Below are 14,172 nucleotides of genomic sequence, written 5' to 3'. Positions count from 1 at the left end.
CCAGGGCCATGAGCTGCGCTCATGCGATTCACATGGTCGTGACAGATCGCTCTTAGATTCGGCTTGCAGAGTGTTCGGCATGAGGACGGCCTTCGGGAGCCGAATACAGATGTTCGGCCAGGTCCGTCCCGGATTGGATTGTTGACTCGTGCGCTTCGCCAAGCCCCTCACCGTGACCCTCGTCAGCGCGGCCCTGCTCACCCTGCCGTTCTCGGGCGCCGCCCTCGCGGACACGCCCAAGCCCCAGCCCACAGTGACGATCACGACGCTGGATCCGGCGCAGACCGTGAATGTGTACCCGGCATGGGACCAGGACGCCAAGCGCCGGGTCGCGGTCAAGGTCTCCGTGGAGCCCGGCCGCGTGCGGGCCGGCGGCACCTACGAGGTGACGATCGTGGCCAAGGGCGTTTCCTCGGGCAGGGCCACGGTGACGAGCCCTGAGGGCAAGACGTACCGGGTGGCGCTGTCCGGCGGCCGCGCCACTCTCACGCTGACCGCGCCGGCCAAGTCCAAGCCGGGCAAGAAGACCGTGACCGTCAAGGTCGGCAACAAGGTCGCCACCGCCTCGTTCACCGTGGTCGACGCCAAGAAGCCGCGTGACGACCGCCACCACGACGGGCGGTGACCGTACCCCTTCCCGAGCCACCCCGCCGAGACCAGCGCATTGGATCCCTCTCCCCTGCTGGTCTCGGCGGGGTCATTTTTGTGTGCCTCCAGGCCGCTAGATCTGATCTAGCGGCCTTTCTCGCGTCTGGAGAGTGACGGCGCAGAAGGGAGGAGGGGCGGACCATGAGCCCGTTGCGGGTAGCGGTGATCATCGGCAGCACCCGGGTCGGACGCGTCGGCGACGCGGTCGGGCACTGGTTCGCCGAGCGCGCCCGCTGCCGTGAGGACCTCGCGGTCGACGTGCTCGACCTGGCCGGGTACGCCTTTCCTGGCTGCTATCCGGCCGCCGCCACCCCCGCCATGCGCGGCTTCACTGCGGCGGTCGGCGGCGCGGAGGCGTTCGTGGTGGTGACGCCCGAGTACAACCGCAGCTTCCCCGCCTCGCTCAAGCAGGCGATCGACTTCGCCTACGACGAGTGGCAGGCCAAGCCGGTCGGATTCGTGGCCTACGGCTCAGGCTCGGCCGGACTCTACGCGGTCGAGCAGCTCCGTACGGTCTTCTGCGCCCTGCACGCCGTCACCATGCGCGACTGGGTAGGGCTGGACCTGCTCGGGGAGGGCTTCGAGGGATGCGGGCGGCCCCGCGACACCGACGACCGGCTGCGTGCGATCGCGGCCATGCTCGACCAGCTCACGTGGTGGGGCCGCGCCCTGCGGGACGCCCGCCGCGCCCAGCCGTACGTCTCGTGACTTCAAGGAAAGGACGATCATGCTGGCGATAGAGACCTCAGGACTGGTCAAGACCTTCGGCGACACACGGGCCGTCGACGGGCTCGACCTCAAGGTGCCGGCCGGCGCCGTGTACGGCGTGCTCGGCCCCAACGGCGCGGGCAAGACGACCGCGGTGCGCATGCTGGCCACGCTGCTGAAACCGGACGGCGGTCAGGCGAGCGTGTTCGGGCACGACGTGGTGCACGAGGCGGACGCCGTACGGAGCCGGGTGAGCCTGACCGGCCAGTACGCCTCCGTGGACGAGGAGATGACCGGCGAGGAGAACCTGATCCTGCTCGCCCGCCTGCTCGGCCACCGCAAGCCCGCCGCCAAGGAGCGGGCGGCGCAACTGCTGGAGGCGTTCGGGCTGTCGGAGGCCGGGGAGCGGCAGGTCAAGACGTACTCGGGCGGCATGCGGCGGCGCATCGACATCGCGGCCAGCATCCTCAACACGCCCGACCTGCTCTTTCTCGACGAGCCGACCACGGGGCTGGACCCGCGCAGCCGCAACAACGTCTGGGACATCGTCCGCATCGTCGTGGCCCACGGCACCACGGTGCTGCTGACCACGCAATACCTGGAGGAGGCCGACCGGCTCGCGAGCCGCATCGCGGTCATCGACCACGGCAGGGTCATCGCCGAGGGCACTCCGGGCGAGCTCAAGTCGTCCGTCGGCGCGGGCTCGGTCCACGTACGGCTGCGTGACCCGGCCACCCGCCCCGACGCCGAGCGGGTGCTGGCCGAAACCCTGGACGCGCCCGTCTACCTGGAGTCCGACCCGGTCGCCCTGACCGCACGCGTCACGGGCAGCGGCAACGAGGCGGAGCAGGCCTCGCGTGCCCTCCACCGGCTGGCCGAGGCCGGCATCGTCGTCGACGACTTCTCCCTCGGCCAGCCCAGCCTGGACGAGGTCTTCCTGGCACTCACCGACCACCGCGCCACCGAGGAGGCGGCAGCATGAGCACCACAACCGAGAGCGGCACCACGTATGCGCCCGCGGCGGACGCCCTGGGCACGGTCCTGGCGCCGGGGGCGAGACCGCCGCGGCCGAGCGCCTGGTCGGCGTCGGTCACGTTCGGCTGGCGGGCGATGTTGAAGATCAAGCACGTGCCCGAGCAGCTCTTCGACGTGACGGCGTTCCCCCTGATGATGACGCTGATGTTCACGTACCTGTTCGGCGGCGCGCTGGCCGGGTCGCCGACCGAATACCTGCAGTTCCTGCTGCCGGGCATCATGGTGACGAGCGTCGTGATGATCACTATGTACACCGGTGTGGAGGTCAACAAGGACATCGAGAAGGGGGTCTTCGACCGCTTCCGGACCCTGCCGATCTGGCGGCCGTCCACCATGGTCGGTTACCTGCTGGGCGACCTGCTGCGCTACACGATCGCCTCGGTCGTCATCCTGGCGATCGGGCTGGTGCTGGGCTTCCGCCCGCAGGGCGGGGTCACCGGCGCGGTGGGCGGGATCCTGCTCCTGCTCGCCTTCTCGTTCGCGTTCTCCTGGTTGTGGACCATGTTCGGGCTGCTGATGCGCAGCGAGAAGTCGGTGATGGGGGTCAGCATGCTGGTGCTGATGCCGCTGACCTTCCTGAGCAACGTCTATGTCGATCCGTCCACCATGCCGGGCTGGCTGCAGGTGTTCGTGAACGCCAGCCCGATCACCCACCTGGTGAGCGCCGTACGGTCCCTGATGGGCGGCACGCCGGACGCCGGGGAGATCACATGGGTCCTGGTGTCCTCGGGGGTACTGATCGCGGTCTTCGGCACGCTGACCATGCGGCTGTACAACCGCAAGTAGGCCGCGTCTGTGCCCGGTCCCCCGGGCACAGATGGGTTATGCCAGAGAACAGCTTCGACGAACGGACCGCGGAGACGTACGAAGCCAAGTGGCCTGAACTGTTCGACCCGGCGGTGGTCGATCCGGTGGTGGACTTCCTCGCCGAGCTGGCCGGATCCGGCGCCGCTCTCGAACTGGGCGTCGGCACCGGCCGCATCGCCCTGCCGCTCAGCCGGCGCGGTGTCCCCGTGCACGGGATCGAGCTGTCCCCGGCCATGGCGGCGCGGCTGCGGGTCGCCCCCGGCTCCGAGAGCGTCGGCGTGACGATCGGCGACTTCGCGACCACCAGGGTGAGCGGGCCCTTCAAGGTGGCGTACCTGGTGCGCAACACGATCACCAACCTGACGACGCAGGACGAGCAGGTCGAGTGCTTCCGCTCGGTGGCGGCGCAACTGGAGCCCGGCGGCTGCTTCGTCATCGAGGTGTACGTCCCCGAGCTGCGCCGGCTCCCGCCCGGCCAGACCGTCCACCCGTTCACCGTGACGCCCGAGCACCTGGGTTTCGAGGAGTACGACGTCGCGACCCAGATCGCGTACTCCCATCACTACTGGGTGGTGGACGGTCAGCTCGAGACCCGCTCGACGCCGCACCGCTACGTGTGGCCGGCGGAGCTGGATCTGATGGCGCGGCTGGCCGGGATGACGTTGCACGAGCGCTGGGCCGGCTGGAAACGCGAGCCCTTCACCGGCGAGAGCCGCAGCCACGTATCAGTGTGGCGGAAGACGTGATTCGGTCTCATATCTGATCGGCGATCACACTGGAACGGGCCCTCCAGGGTTGTTACGGTTTACGCGACCAACGACGATCATCAAGGGGTTCCCCATGACCGAGTCCTCGGCGATGCCGCTGCACATGCGGCGGGTGGAGTTCGACCCGGCTCCGGAGCTGGCGGCGGCACGTGACGAGGAGGGGGTCAAGCGGGTCCCCAGCGTGTACGGCGGCGGGGCGGAGGCCTGGCTCGTGACCCGGTACGCGGACGTACGCGAGGTGCTCGGCGACGCCGAGCGGTTCAAGATCGCACCACAGACCATCGCCCGGCTCCCCGGAGCGCCGGAGCTGACCAAGGAGCAGCTCGCCAAGATCAACTCAGGGAACCTGATCGGCGTGGACCCGCCCGAGCACACGCGGCTGCGGCGCATGCTGACCCCCGAGTTCACGATCCGGCGCATGCGCCGTCTGGAGCCGCGGATCAAGCGCATCATCGACGACCACCTGGACGCGATGGAGGCCGCCGGGTCCCCGGCCGACCTGGTGTCGTCGTTCGCGCTGCCGATCCCGTCGCTGGTGATCTGCGAGCTGCTCGGCGTCCCGTACGAGGAGCGCGAGGGCTTTCAGTACCGCTCCAGCAGGATGCTCGACATGACCGTGCCCGCCGAGGAGCGGGTGGGGCTGCAGTTCCAGGCGCGCGCTTACATGGAGGACCTGGTCCGGCGCATCCAGGCGGACCCGGGTGAGGACCTGCTCGGCATGCTGGTCCGCGAGCACGGCGACGACCTGACGACCGACGAGCTCATCGGCATCGGGAGCCTGCTGCTGTTCGCCGGGCACGAGACCACCTCCAACATGCTCTCCCTGGGCACGCTGGCGCTGCTGCGCCACCCCGAGCAGCTGGAGCTGCTGAAGAAGGAGCCCGAGCGGATCGACGGCGCGGTGGAGGAGCTGCTGCGCTGGCTCAGCATCGTGAACTCGGGCACCACCAAGGTCGCCACGACCGATGTCGAACTCGGCGGGAAGAAGATCGCGGCCGGCGACCTGGTGATCTGCGCGCTGTCCGCCGCCAACCGCGACCCTGGGCTCATGGCGGACGCGGACACGTTCGACCTCGTACGCGGCCTGCCCGGCCACGTGGCCTTCGGTCACGGCGTCCACCACTGCTTGGGTGCCCCGCTCGCCCGCATGGAGCTGAAGATCGCCTTCCCCGCGCTGTTCCGGCGTTTCCCCGGGTTGCGCCCCACAGAGAACACACCGCAGTTCCGCTCGTCCAGCATTGTCTACGGCCTGTCCTCCCTGGAGGTCGCCTGGTAGCGGAGGTGCCGGTGGCTTTGTCGGCGGCTTTGTCAGTGGCGGCGGGTAGCGTGAGGAACCGTCATGCCTATCGACGCCGCCACACACGAGCTCATCGGCAGGGACCACCCTGCCGCGTTGCTGCGTGCCGAGATCACCCGGCTGATCGGTAGCCACGGCGGCCTGGTGCTGGTCACCGGCGAGGCGGGCATCGGCAAGACCACGCTCGTCACGAGCGCGGCGCGCGAGGCCAGGCGGCAGGGCGCGCTGGTGGTGGGCGGCGCGTGCTGGGACTCCGGCAGCGCGCCGGGCTACTGGCCGTGGACCCAGGTCATCCGGGCCCTGCGCCGCGGGGCCGAGCCGGAGGAGTGGGCCGCGGCGCAGGCGGCCGCGGGCGCCAGCCTGGCCGCTCTCCTCGGCGAGGCCCCGATGCCGGACGGTGACCAGGCTCGGCAGGGGCAGTCCCCCTTCCTCACGGTCACCCCGGGCGGGGACGAGGTCCCCGACACCTTCAGGCTCTACGACGCCGTCACCTCCGCCCTGGTCGCGCTCGCGCAGCGCCGCCCGGTCGTCATCGTCATCGACGACCTGCACGTGGCCGACCCCGCCTCGCTGCGGCTGCTGGAGTTCGCGGCCCAGCAGACCTGGTTCGAGCGGCTGCTGCTGATCGGCACCTACCGCGACGCCGAGGTGGAGCCGGTCGACCACCCGCTGCGCGACCTGCTGTCACCGCTCGTCGCCAAGGCCACCACCATCACGCTCACCGGCCTCGACGAGGCGGGGGTCGCGGCGCTCATGGCCCGCACCGCCGGCCAGGAGCCACCGCCCGACCTGGTCGCCGAGGTCCATCTGCGCACGGGCGGCAATCCGTTCTTCGTCGAGCAGACCGCCCGGTTGTGGCGCAGCGGCGGCTCGGCCACCGCCGTCGCGCCCGGCATCCGCGACGCGCTACTGCGCCGCCTCTCCCTGTTGCCGCGGCCGGTCGCCGAGTTGCTGCCGGCGGCGGCCGTGCTGGGGCGCGAGTTCCACCGGCAGGTGCTGGCCGCGACTGTGGCGGCGCCGGTCGCGCATGTGGACCGGTTGCTGGAGCTGGCCGTGGTGGCGAGGCTCGTGGTGACCAAGGGCGGCGGCGCGTTCGCCTTCGCCCACGACCTGGTCCGCGAGACCCTCTACGACTCTTTGGCCGACCCACGCGACCTGCACGCCGCAGTGGTCACCGCCCTCGATCGCGCACCCGGCCTCGCGGACTCCTCCGGCCTGGTGGGCAGGATCCTGCCGAGCGACCTGGCCAGGCACGCTTACCTGGCGGGCGACCACATCGACCCCGGCCGGGCGACGGGCCTGCTGCTCGCCGCGGCCCGGGACGCGCGGGGCCGGATGGCGGGCGAGGAGCAGCTGGGCCACCTGCGGCGGGCATACGAGGTGAGCGCCGCCGCCGATCCCCGCACCCACGCGATCGTCGCACTCGAGCTCGGCAAGGAGCTGCACCACACGGGCGCAGGCGACGAGGCACAGCGCCTCTTCGAGCAGGCCGCCGCCATCGCCGACGACCTCGACGACGCCGAGCTGCCCGCCCGCGTCGCCCTGACCCTCCGCTCCCACTACGGCCGCGACAAGGCCCTCGACCGGCTGAGACAGGCCCACGCCAGACTGGTCGGCGGCCCGGCGCCGGACGACCGGCTCGCGCTCGACCTGGTCGTCCGCCTCGCCCAGCTGGCCAGGCAGGGAGGCGACGACGACGCGCTGGCGTTCAGCCTGTGGGCGCACCACGACATCATCTGGGGCCCGGGCACCGCCGCCGAACGCGTGGCGCTGACCGGCGAGCTGGTCACCCTCGCCCGCCGCACCTCGGACCCCGAGCTGGAGCACTTCGCCAGGGCGCTGCGCTGGGTGGCCATGATCGAGCAGGGCGACCCCCGCTACCTCGACCACTTCCACGACTACGCCGCCAAGGGCCGCCGCACCGAGCAACCGCACTTCGTCATGACCGCGGCGATCGACGAAAGCATCATCGCGGCCCTCGCCGGTCGCTTCGCCGAAGCCGAGACACTGCTGTCGGACGTCCGCCTGGACACTCACCACGGCCACATGGTCTTCATGCTGCGGCACCACCGCTGGGCGATGTCGTGGCTACAAGGCCGGCTCGAGGAGCAGGAGGAGATGCTCAACGAGCTCAGAGGCAGCAGCCACCCGTGCCCAGGGTTGCTGGAGGCGCTGACGGCGCTGCAGAGCGGCGACGTCGACCTCGCCCTGCACCACCTGGCCGACGGCGAGCCCCGCGACCGCATGTCCCAGCCGCTCTGGCTGCGCCTGCAGGCCGAGCTGGCGGCGGCCACCCAGGACCCGGAGCTGTGCGCCGCGGCCCGAGCCGCGCTGTCCCCGCACCGCGGACAATGGGCGGTGGCGCTGCTGGGCTGGGACATCAGCGGGCCTTACGACCTGTGGCTCGGCATGGTGGACGCGGCGGAGGGCCGCTGGGACGCGGCCGTCGACAATCTCACCGCCGCTTACCGCTCCGCCGACCGCATGCAGGCCCGGCCGTGGTCGGTCCTGGCCCGGGCGCACCTGGCCGAGACGCTGCTCACCCGCGCGTCGCCCGGCGACGTGGAAGCGGCGAAACCCCTCCTGGACAGCGTCCGCCGGGACGCGGCCGAGCTGGGCATGCCACACGTGCCGGAGTCCATACGCCCGCCGCGGCCGACCCAGCCGAGAAACCCGGCCCAGCACGCGCCGAGCGCAGAATTCCGGCGGGATGGGGCAGTCTGGTCGCTGGTCTTCGCCGGCCGAGCCGCACACATGCCGGACGCGAAAGGCCTACGCGACCTGCACACCCTCCTCAGCCGCCCGCGCGAGGACGTGCCCGCCGTACGCCTGCTGGACCCGGAAGGCGGCGAGCTCGTCGTGGCCGCCCGCCGGATGGGCGGCGACGACGTCCTCGACGAGGAGGCCAAGACCCGCTACCGGCGTCGCCTGACCCAGCTGGACGAGGAGATCGACCGGGCCGTAGAGAGGGGCGACGACGGGCGGGCGGCCGAGTTCGACCGGGAGCGGGCGGCGCTGCTGGAGGAGCTGCGGGCGGCGGCGGGCCTCGGCGGCCGTACCCGCCGTCTGGGAGATGAGGCCGAGCGGGCCCGCAAGACGGTCACGGCCAGGATCCGCGACGTGCTCCGCAAACTCGATCACACCCACCCCGAGCTGGCCGCCCACCTGCGCGCCTCCATCTCCACCGGGTCGACGTGCCGCTACCAGCCGGAGGACGAGACCGCCTGGCGCCTCTGAGCGCTCAGCGCCACGTGTCGTGGCACGGGATGTCTCGAAGACGGAACATCCATCGACCGCCGCGGGCTCATGGTTTGCGGGCCACTCCGCACACGGCGCTCACCACGGTGGCCGGATCGTCCCAGCGGTCCGGCTCAGGCCGCCACTCCGGCGTGGGCACCACGCCAGGCTCCACCGGCTCCAGGCCGGTGAAAAAGCCGGCAATCCGCTCCGGACTGCGAAGTTGGTAGGTGTTGGCGGCGCTCTTGTTGTACGCGGAGACCGCCTCAAGCAGGGCCGGGTTGGTGTTCGTGCCGTCGCTCAGCACCAGATAGCTTCCGGCGGCGAGGGGCTCCAACAGCCGGTCGACGATGCCCTGCGGATCGTCATCGTCAGTCAGCTGCCCTGCGATGCTCAGCATCATGACCGCGATCGGCCGGGAGAAGTCCAGCGTCCTGGCCGCCTCCCCCAGAATGAGGTCGGGACGGCGGACATCGGCGTCGATGTAGTCCGTGGCGCCTTCTGACGTGCTGGTGAGCAGGGCCCGGGCGTGCGCCAGCACGATCGGATCGTTGTCCACGTAAACCACGCGCGATTCTGGCGCGAGGCCCTGTGCGACCTCGTGTGTGTTGTTCGCCGTGGGCAGCCCGGTGCCGATATCCAGGAACTGCCGGATCCCGGCCTCCTTCACCAGGTAGCGCACGGCACGGATGAGGAATTCGCGCTGCAGCCGGGCGACCATCGCGAAGTCGGGAAACAACCGCAGCAGGGTCTGGCCCGCCTCGCGGTCCACCTGGAAGTGATCTTTGCCGCCCAGCAGGAAGTCCCACACCCTCGCCGAGTGTGGGACGGTGGTGTCGACGCGGGCCCAAGCCGACGCGGCGGCGTTGCTATCACTCACAATGGAACATCATTCCATGGCAATGGTCTCGAATGTGCTTAATGCCGGTGAACAACCTGATCCGGGCGGTCGTGTCCGGGGATCCGCCCAGCCCGAAGAGATCATCTAGCGTCTCTCAGCAGTCAGTGCCACGCCCCATCAGCGAGATTCGCGTCCTTGAAGCTGCCCTCGGCGACGCGCCGCGGCACCTCTTCCCATTCACGAAGCACCCGCCGCCTGCCGTCAGGAATGCCGGGCCAGTCTCGTCGAGTGACTGGTTTCCCCGCGTAGAGAGGCTCCCACGTGATGGCGTAGAAGCCGCCTATGTCAGGCACCAGAGTTGTCAGCGCATGAATCGCACGGCGGTGATACCACTTGCAGACGGCCGTGATGGCAAGTCCCGCCGTCAGCGCTTCGCGCAGGAACGGCAGCGCCAGCTCGACGTTCTGCCAGGTATTGATGGATCGATCCTCGTAACGGATGACGTCGTCGGGCACACCGCGATCGAGCAACAGGCGATGGAAGGTACGTCCCTCGACAATGCCGTTGTGGCGATTGACCCCGCCCGTACCGATGATGAGCGGTGCAAGCCCTCGGTGGTATCGCTCGGCCGCGATGTTGACGGGCTGGACTTGGTTGGTGCCAAAGAGAATATGCGCGGTGGGCTGCCCCTCAGGAGGTGGGGCTTCGATGTCGACGAACGCAGTAATGACTGCGATCTGCTCCCGAGTGATGGCGTCGTCGGTCATTCGCGATCCTCACAAGGTCGACGTCCTGCCGGAATGCGGATCGCCTCCAGATAGCGGGCGTGGTATTCCGCGGATTGGCGAGCATGGGGGAATTGCTGTGTCAGAACCTTGTCGAGTTTGCCCGCGAGCACCATGGTCGGCCAGACTGGGCGGCTGCCTGCGAGCGCGGCTTGGCCTGCGGCTACGGACTCATCCAAGCGGCCCAGACCGGCCTGGGCCAGTCCCAGGATGAGCAGCGAGCGCGCATAGCCGGATGGGTGCTCGCCACGTTGGCGCGCCTCCGGCTGGTAGACAGTCTGGATCACGCGGTTGGTGGCGGCCACAGACTCTTCATTGCGGCCTACGAACAGCAGAGACGTTGCGGTGTACGGCGGGTCTTCCGCCAGATTGATGGAGAAGGCACCTGTCACAGGGGTATTGGCGGGAAGCACCGCGATCGCTTCGCTCGCTCGACGCCGAGCGCGTGTCATGCGGTCGGCATCACCGGCCATCGCGGCCGCGCGCATCTCCTGCGAGGCCAGCTTGGCGTGGACCACCGTGCCCTCAGGGGCGTTCTTCTGGCCCTTGGCGGAGAGGATCGCCGACTGGCGCGGTTGCCCTTGATACCACGCGATCATCGCTCGGGTCAGAAGGGCCCATGCCGCCAGCTCAGGATGTCGTGCGTCCCGGCTACGGCGCTCGGCATCAGAACACCACACCCGGGCTGACGCGTGCTGGCCCATGTCGCAGGCGGCCACGGCAAGCAGGTGAGACAGCCAGCCGACGGCGACGGCGAGGTCGGTATGCGACGAAACTGTTCCCAGGCGCTGGAGCATGCGGCTCGCATATGTCCTGACGGTGAGGAGTTCGTCGTACACGTCCGCCGGGGGAAGAGTGCAGATCGTCACTGCGTAGTGGTCGATGAGTTCGCCGATGCCATCCACAACGCCGCCGAGTGGTTCCTCGGCAATCGCATCGAGGGCCTGGATGATGCGATGTTCCCGGTGCAGGCACATGGCGGGCATGGTGGCGGCCGCGATCCCCTGCCTCAGGAACGTCCGGCGTAGCACCTCGCTCACCCGCTCCACATCGTCAGTGGGATCAGTGTATGGAGCGACCGAAGCCTTCCTATTCGGCGCTCTTCGAAGGATTTCCAGATCGACCTTGAAAAGGTCTGCCAGAGCGGGGAGCCAGGCACGCGGCCGCACTCGGCCCTGCTCCCACCGGCCGATCTCGTGCCGGGTGAGCGTGAACGTGCCGGTGATGGCGCACAGTTCGTCCGCCAACCGCTGCTGAGTCATTCCAGCCGTATCCCGCAAGTGTTTCAGCAGGTCCGGAAGCGGGAGATCCGGTGTTTCCACCTGATGATCCCTTTCGGTCGGCGCGTGGGCATGCTGTGAGCACACACGTGGGCACGCATAGTGTGCCCCTCCATCGTGCCCTGAACGGGCGCATGCTGCACACGTATAACCGCAGCTGAATGAGCGGCAACGACGCCGCGCACAGCTTCTTAGCCAGTAGGGGAACGACCTCGTGACACCTCACCCGCCCCTGTCGACACCGCCGTGCCGGTGAACGCGACTCGACTCAGCTTCGAATCCGCTGCACTGCTCTGCTTCGTGCGGAGCCATTCCGCCAGCCAAAGACCTGAGGAGAAGACTCATGATCCACGAAAATCGCGGACCCTGTTGGTGGGCGCTGTGACAACGACCAAGAGGTTCCCCGGCTGGGAGATCATGGAAGGTGCCGGCGGCGGCTACATCGCCTTTCGCGCCATCTTGGTGCCCGGCGACAGCGGGCTCTCCAACGTACGCTGCGGTGCCACACTGTCCGAGCTGTTCCAGCACCTGGCGCAGGAGATGCGCCGCCAGGAGCGGCCGCCCCCCAGACGTCAGCTCCCGGGAAGCCAGTTCTACCTTTCCCAATCCATAGCGTAGCCGTACGCTCACGATGAGCTTTGGCACGAGCCGAAAGAGAGAGCCTTTGCATGGGCAAGCATGAGGACCCCAAGAGCCCCCAGGACCGGCCGTTCCAGGCCGACCCCAGGAAGGTCACGCCTGACCGCCACCAGGAGTCGGGCGGTAAGCACACGGACGGCAAGGGCAAGGGCGGCAAGAAGTAGTGGATGAGGCTGCCACCGCCCAGCGCATTGAGCGACTGGCCGAGTACATCAGCAGGTTGGAGGATATCCAGGGCTTCGTCGTTGAAGCCTTCCGCGCGGTGCCGCGCCACCCGTTCATCCCCGATGTGGCGCTGGCCACGCCCGGCAGTCCTGATGAGGCGTTTGTCATCGATCGGGGCAGCGATCCCGAGACCTGGTGGGACACGGTTTACTCCCGGGCTCCCATCGTGATCCAGCTCGACGATGGCGCCACCGACATCAGGGCCCGCACAGGGGACTACACGTCCTCCTCCTCCGCGCCCAGCACGGTCGCGCATCTACTGCAACTCCTCGACCCCGAGCCTGACGACCGGGTGCTGGAGGTGGGCACCGGCACGGGGTGGACGGCCGCATTGCTCGCTCACCTGGTCGGTCCGCACGGAAGTGTGATGTCGATGGAGATCGATAAGGCCGTAGCCGAGCAGGCTGCCAAGAATCTCGCCGCAGTGGACGTGCAGCCACATCTGATTGTCGGCGATGGCGCGGAGGGTTGTCCCGAGCGAGCGCCGTACGATCGCGTGCACGTCACCTGCGGTGTCCGAACAGTCCCGTACGCGTGGATCGAGCAGTGTCGGCCGGGAGGGGTCATCGTCGCCCCATATTGCCCTGGCTTCGGCGACGATCATGTGTTGCGGCTCGTGACTTTGCGGGACGGGACCGCGATCGGCCGCTTTCCTGGCTACGCCTCATACATGATGATGCGCTCCCAGCGGCCCCTCCCCTATGCCACCGATGACGGCAGCGGTCGACGCCACCCGACTCAGGTGCACCCCCGCACCATCGGGCTCGCACCGCCCGGCGCCGACCTGGCGATGGCGGCCATCACCGGCCTGTACGCGCACATCATCCGCGAAGAGGCTCGATTTCTGACATACGTGATGGACCCGGCCGACCCCGGCCAGTGGGCAGTGGCCGTCCACCAACGCGGCTACCCCGACCACACCGTCTACCAGATGGGCCACCGTGCCTTGTGGGAGGAGGTGACCGACGCCTACTTCCGATGGGTCGGCTGGGGCGAGCCCGGACGTGACCGGTTCGGGATGACGGTGACCCCGGAAGGGCAGTGCGTTTGGCTGGACACACCCGATCAGGTGCTCAATCGCGGGTGATGCGGGTGCCGATGTCCTCGCCTTGGCAGATCGCGCTCATCGCGCCCACCTCGGCGACGTCGAAGACGTGCATGAGGAGCCCTTGCTCGTTGGCTAGGACGAAAGCGCTCTGATCCATGACCCTGACCCCTGCGTCCAGCGCCTCCCGATAGGTGAGAGTGGTGAAGCGTTTGGCGTCGGGATCGCGGTTCGGGTCGCGGTCGTAGACGCCGTCCACGCCGCGCTTGGCGACCAGCAGCGCGTCGGCTTCCAACTCCAGCGCCCGCTGGACCGCCGGGTAGTCGGTGGTGACGTACGGCTGCCCGATGCCGCCTGCCAGCAGCACGATCAGTCCGCGCCGCAGGTGCCGGTCCCCGCGTAGCCGGATGAACGGCTCGGCGACACTCTGCATCGGCACCGCCGTCATCACCCGCACGTCCGACTCACTGCGTGCCGTCAGGACACCGCGCAACATCAGCGCGTTCATCACCGTGCCGAGCATGCCGATGTTGTCGGCCTCGGCTCGTCCGATGCCCCATCCTTCGGCCATCCGGCCCCGGAAGTAGTTGCCGCCGCCGATCACCACGGCGAGCTCGACTCCGAGTGCGTGGACCGACAGCAGCTCGTCTGCCAGCTGTGCGAGACTCGCCGGGTCCGCGCCCCAGCCCGAAGGCCCGGCCAGCGCCTCGCCGCTCAACTTGACCACCACACGTGAATAACGGCTCACGATCTCCAGCTCTCCGTCGGGCCGCGCGGGCGGCGACCCGGCCAAGCGTAACCCGGGGTCCAACACGTACCCCGGACCGTCGCGGTGGCCCCCACTCCTACGAACTCCAG

At 69.1% G+C, this 14,172-nt stretch carries 14 protein-coding genes; 10 read left to right on the top strand and 4 right to left on the bottom strand.

Annotation, left to right across the window (positions count from 1 at the left end):
- Positions 1-148 precede the first annotated feature (148 nt).
- From OHA25_RS11140 to OHA25_RS11110, 7 genes are all read left to right on the top strand, one after another.
- Positions 149-625: a hypothetical protein gene (locus tag OHA25_RS11140; protein WP_327587492.1), complete on the top strand. Its 477-nt coding sequence runs from the start codon at positions 149-151 to the stop codon at positions 623-625.
- 164 nt (positions 626-789) lie between these two features.
- Positions 790-1,356 carry an NADPH-dependent FMN reductase gene (locus OHA25_RS11135; RefSeq protein WP_327587491.1) on the top strand — a complete coding sequence of 189 codons (567 nt, stop codon included), beginning with the start codon at positions 790-792 and terminating at the stop codon, positions 1,354-1,356.
- Positions 1,357-1,375: 19 nt separating this feature from the next.
- A complete protein-coding gene (locus tag OHA25_RS11130; protein ID WP_327587490.1) occupies positions 1,376-2,338 on the top strand; it encodes an ATP-binding cassette domain-containing protein in 963 nt (320 codons plus the stop codon).
- Positions 2,335-3,177 carry an ABC transporter permease gene (locus OHA25_RS11125; RefSeq protein ID WP_327587489.1) on the top strand — a complete coding sequence of 281 codons (843 nt, stop codon included), beginning with the start codon at positions 2,335-2,337 and terminating at the stop codon, positions 3,175-3,177. The genes OHA25_RS11130 and OHA25_RS11125 overlap by 4 nt, the downstream gene beginning before the upstream one ends.
- 38 nt (positions 3,178-3,215) lie before the next feature.
- Positions 3,216-3,944: a class I SAM-dependent methyltransferase gene (locus OHA25_RS11120; RefSeq protein WP_327587488.1), complete on the top strand. Its 729-nt coding sequence runs from the start codon at positions 3,216-3,218 to the stop codon at positions 3,942-3,944.
- A 94-nt stretch (positions 3,945-4,038) separates the two neighbouring features.
- On the top strand, positions 4,039-5,241 hold the full coding sequence (locus OHA25_RS11115) for a cytochrome P450 (RefSeq protein WP_327587487.1): 1,203 nt from the start codon (positions 4,039-4,041) through the stop codon (positions 5,239-5,241).
- A 63-nt stretch (positions 5,242-5,304) separates the two neighbouring features.
- Positions 5,305-8,499 carry an ATP-binding protein gene (locus OHA25_RS11110; protein ID WP_327587486.1) on the top strand — a complete coding sequence of 1,065 codons (3,195 nt, stop codon included), beginning with the start codon at positions 5,305-5,307 and terminating at the stop codon, positions 8,497-8,499.
- Positions 8,500-8,566: 67 nt separating this feature from the next.
- On the opposite strand, the gene OHA25_RS11105 is transcribed toward OHA25_RS11110, so the two are convergent.
- The 3 genes from OHA25_RS11105 to OHA25_RS11095 all read right to left on the bottom strand — a co-directional run bounded on the left by OHA25_RS11105 (position 8,567) and on the right by OHA25_RS11095 (position 11,447).
- The gene (locus OHA25_RS11105) at positions 8,567-9,379 is read right to left on the bottom strand and encodes an SAM-dependent methyltransferase (RefSeq protein WP_327587485.1); all 813 of its coding nucleotides are present in this window, start codon (positions 9,377-9,379) and stop codon (positions 8,567-8,569) included.
- Positions 9,380-9,501: 122 nt separating this feature from the next.
- Positions 9,502-10,107 carry a YdcF family protein gene (locus OHA25_RS11100; RefSeq protein ID WP_327587484.1) on the bottom strand — a complete coding sequence of 202 codons (606 nt, stop codon included), beginning with the start codon at positions 10,105-10,107 and terminating at the stop codon, positions 9,502-9,504.
- A complete protein-coding gene (locus tag OHA25_RS11095) occupies positions 10,104-11,447 on the bottom strand; it encodes a helix-turn-helix domain-containing protein (RefSeq protein ID WP_327587483.1) in 1,344 nt (447 codons plus the stop codon). Before OHA25_RS11095 ends, OHA25_RS11100 begins: the two co-directional genes overlap by 4 nt.
- A 339-nt stretch (positions 11,448-11,786) precedes the next feature.
- Here OHA25_RS11095 and OHA25_RS11090 point away from each other — a divergent pair, with 339 nt between their 5' ends.
- From OHA25_RS11090 to OHA25_RS11080, 3 genes are read left to right on the top strand one after another with little or no spacing between them, the layout of a single operon-like run.
- Positions 11,787-12,023, top strand: coding sequence for a hypothetical protein (locus tag OHA25_RS11090; RefSeq protein ID WP_327587482.1), 237 nt, complete (start codon positions 11,787-11,789; stop codon positions 12,021-12,023).
- A gap of 50 nt (positions 12,024-12,073) precedes the next feature.
- Positions 12,074-12,208 carry a hypothetical protein gene (locus OHA25_RS11085; protein ID WP_327587481.1) on the top strand — a complete coding sequence of 45 codons (135 nt, stop codon included), beginning with the start codon at positions 12,074-12,076 and terminating at the stop codon, positions 12,206-12,208.
- On the top strand, positions 12,208-13,356 hold the full coding sequence (locus OHA25_RS11080; protein WP_327587480.1) for a methyltransferase domain-containing protein: 1,149 nt from the start codon (positions 12,208-12,210) through the stop codon (positions 13,354-13,356). The genes OHA25_RS11085 and OHA25_RS11080 overlap by 1 nt, the downstream gene beginning before the upstream one ends.
- Here OHA25_RS11080 and pyrH read toward each other — a convergent pair.
- Positions 13,343-14,062 carry a UMP kinase gene (gene pyrH, locus OHA25_RS11075; protein ID WP_327587479.1) on the bottom strand — a complete coding sequence of 240 codons (720 nt, stop codon included), beginning with the start codon at positions 14,060-14,062 and terminating at the stop codon, positions 13,343-13,345. The two genes, OHA25_RS11080 and pyrH, sit on opposite strands and share 14 nt — an antisense overlap.
- Positions 14,063-14,172: the final 110 nt, after the last annotated feature.

Origin of the sequence: Nonomuraea sp. NBC_00507, from assembly GCF_036013525.1 — a bacterium.
In the GTDB taxonomy this organism is placed as follows: domain Bacteria; phylum Actinomycetota; class Actinomycetes; order Streptosporangiales; family Streptosporangiaceae; genus Nonomuraea.
Note: the sequence above shows the minus strand (reverse complement) of the source record. Positions and strands in the feature narration are given on the sequence as shown.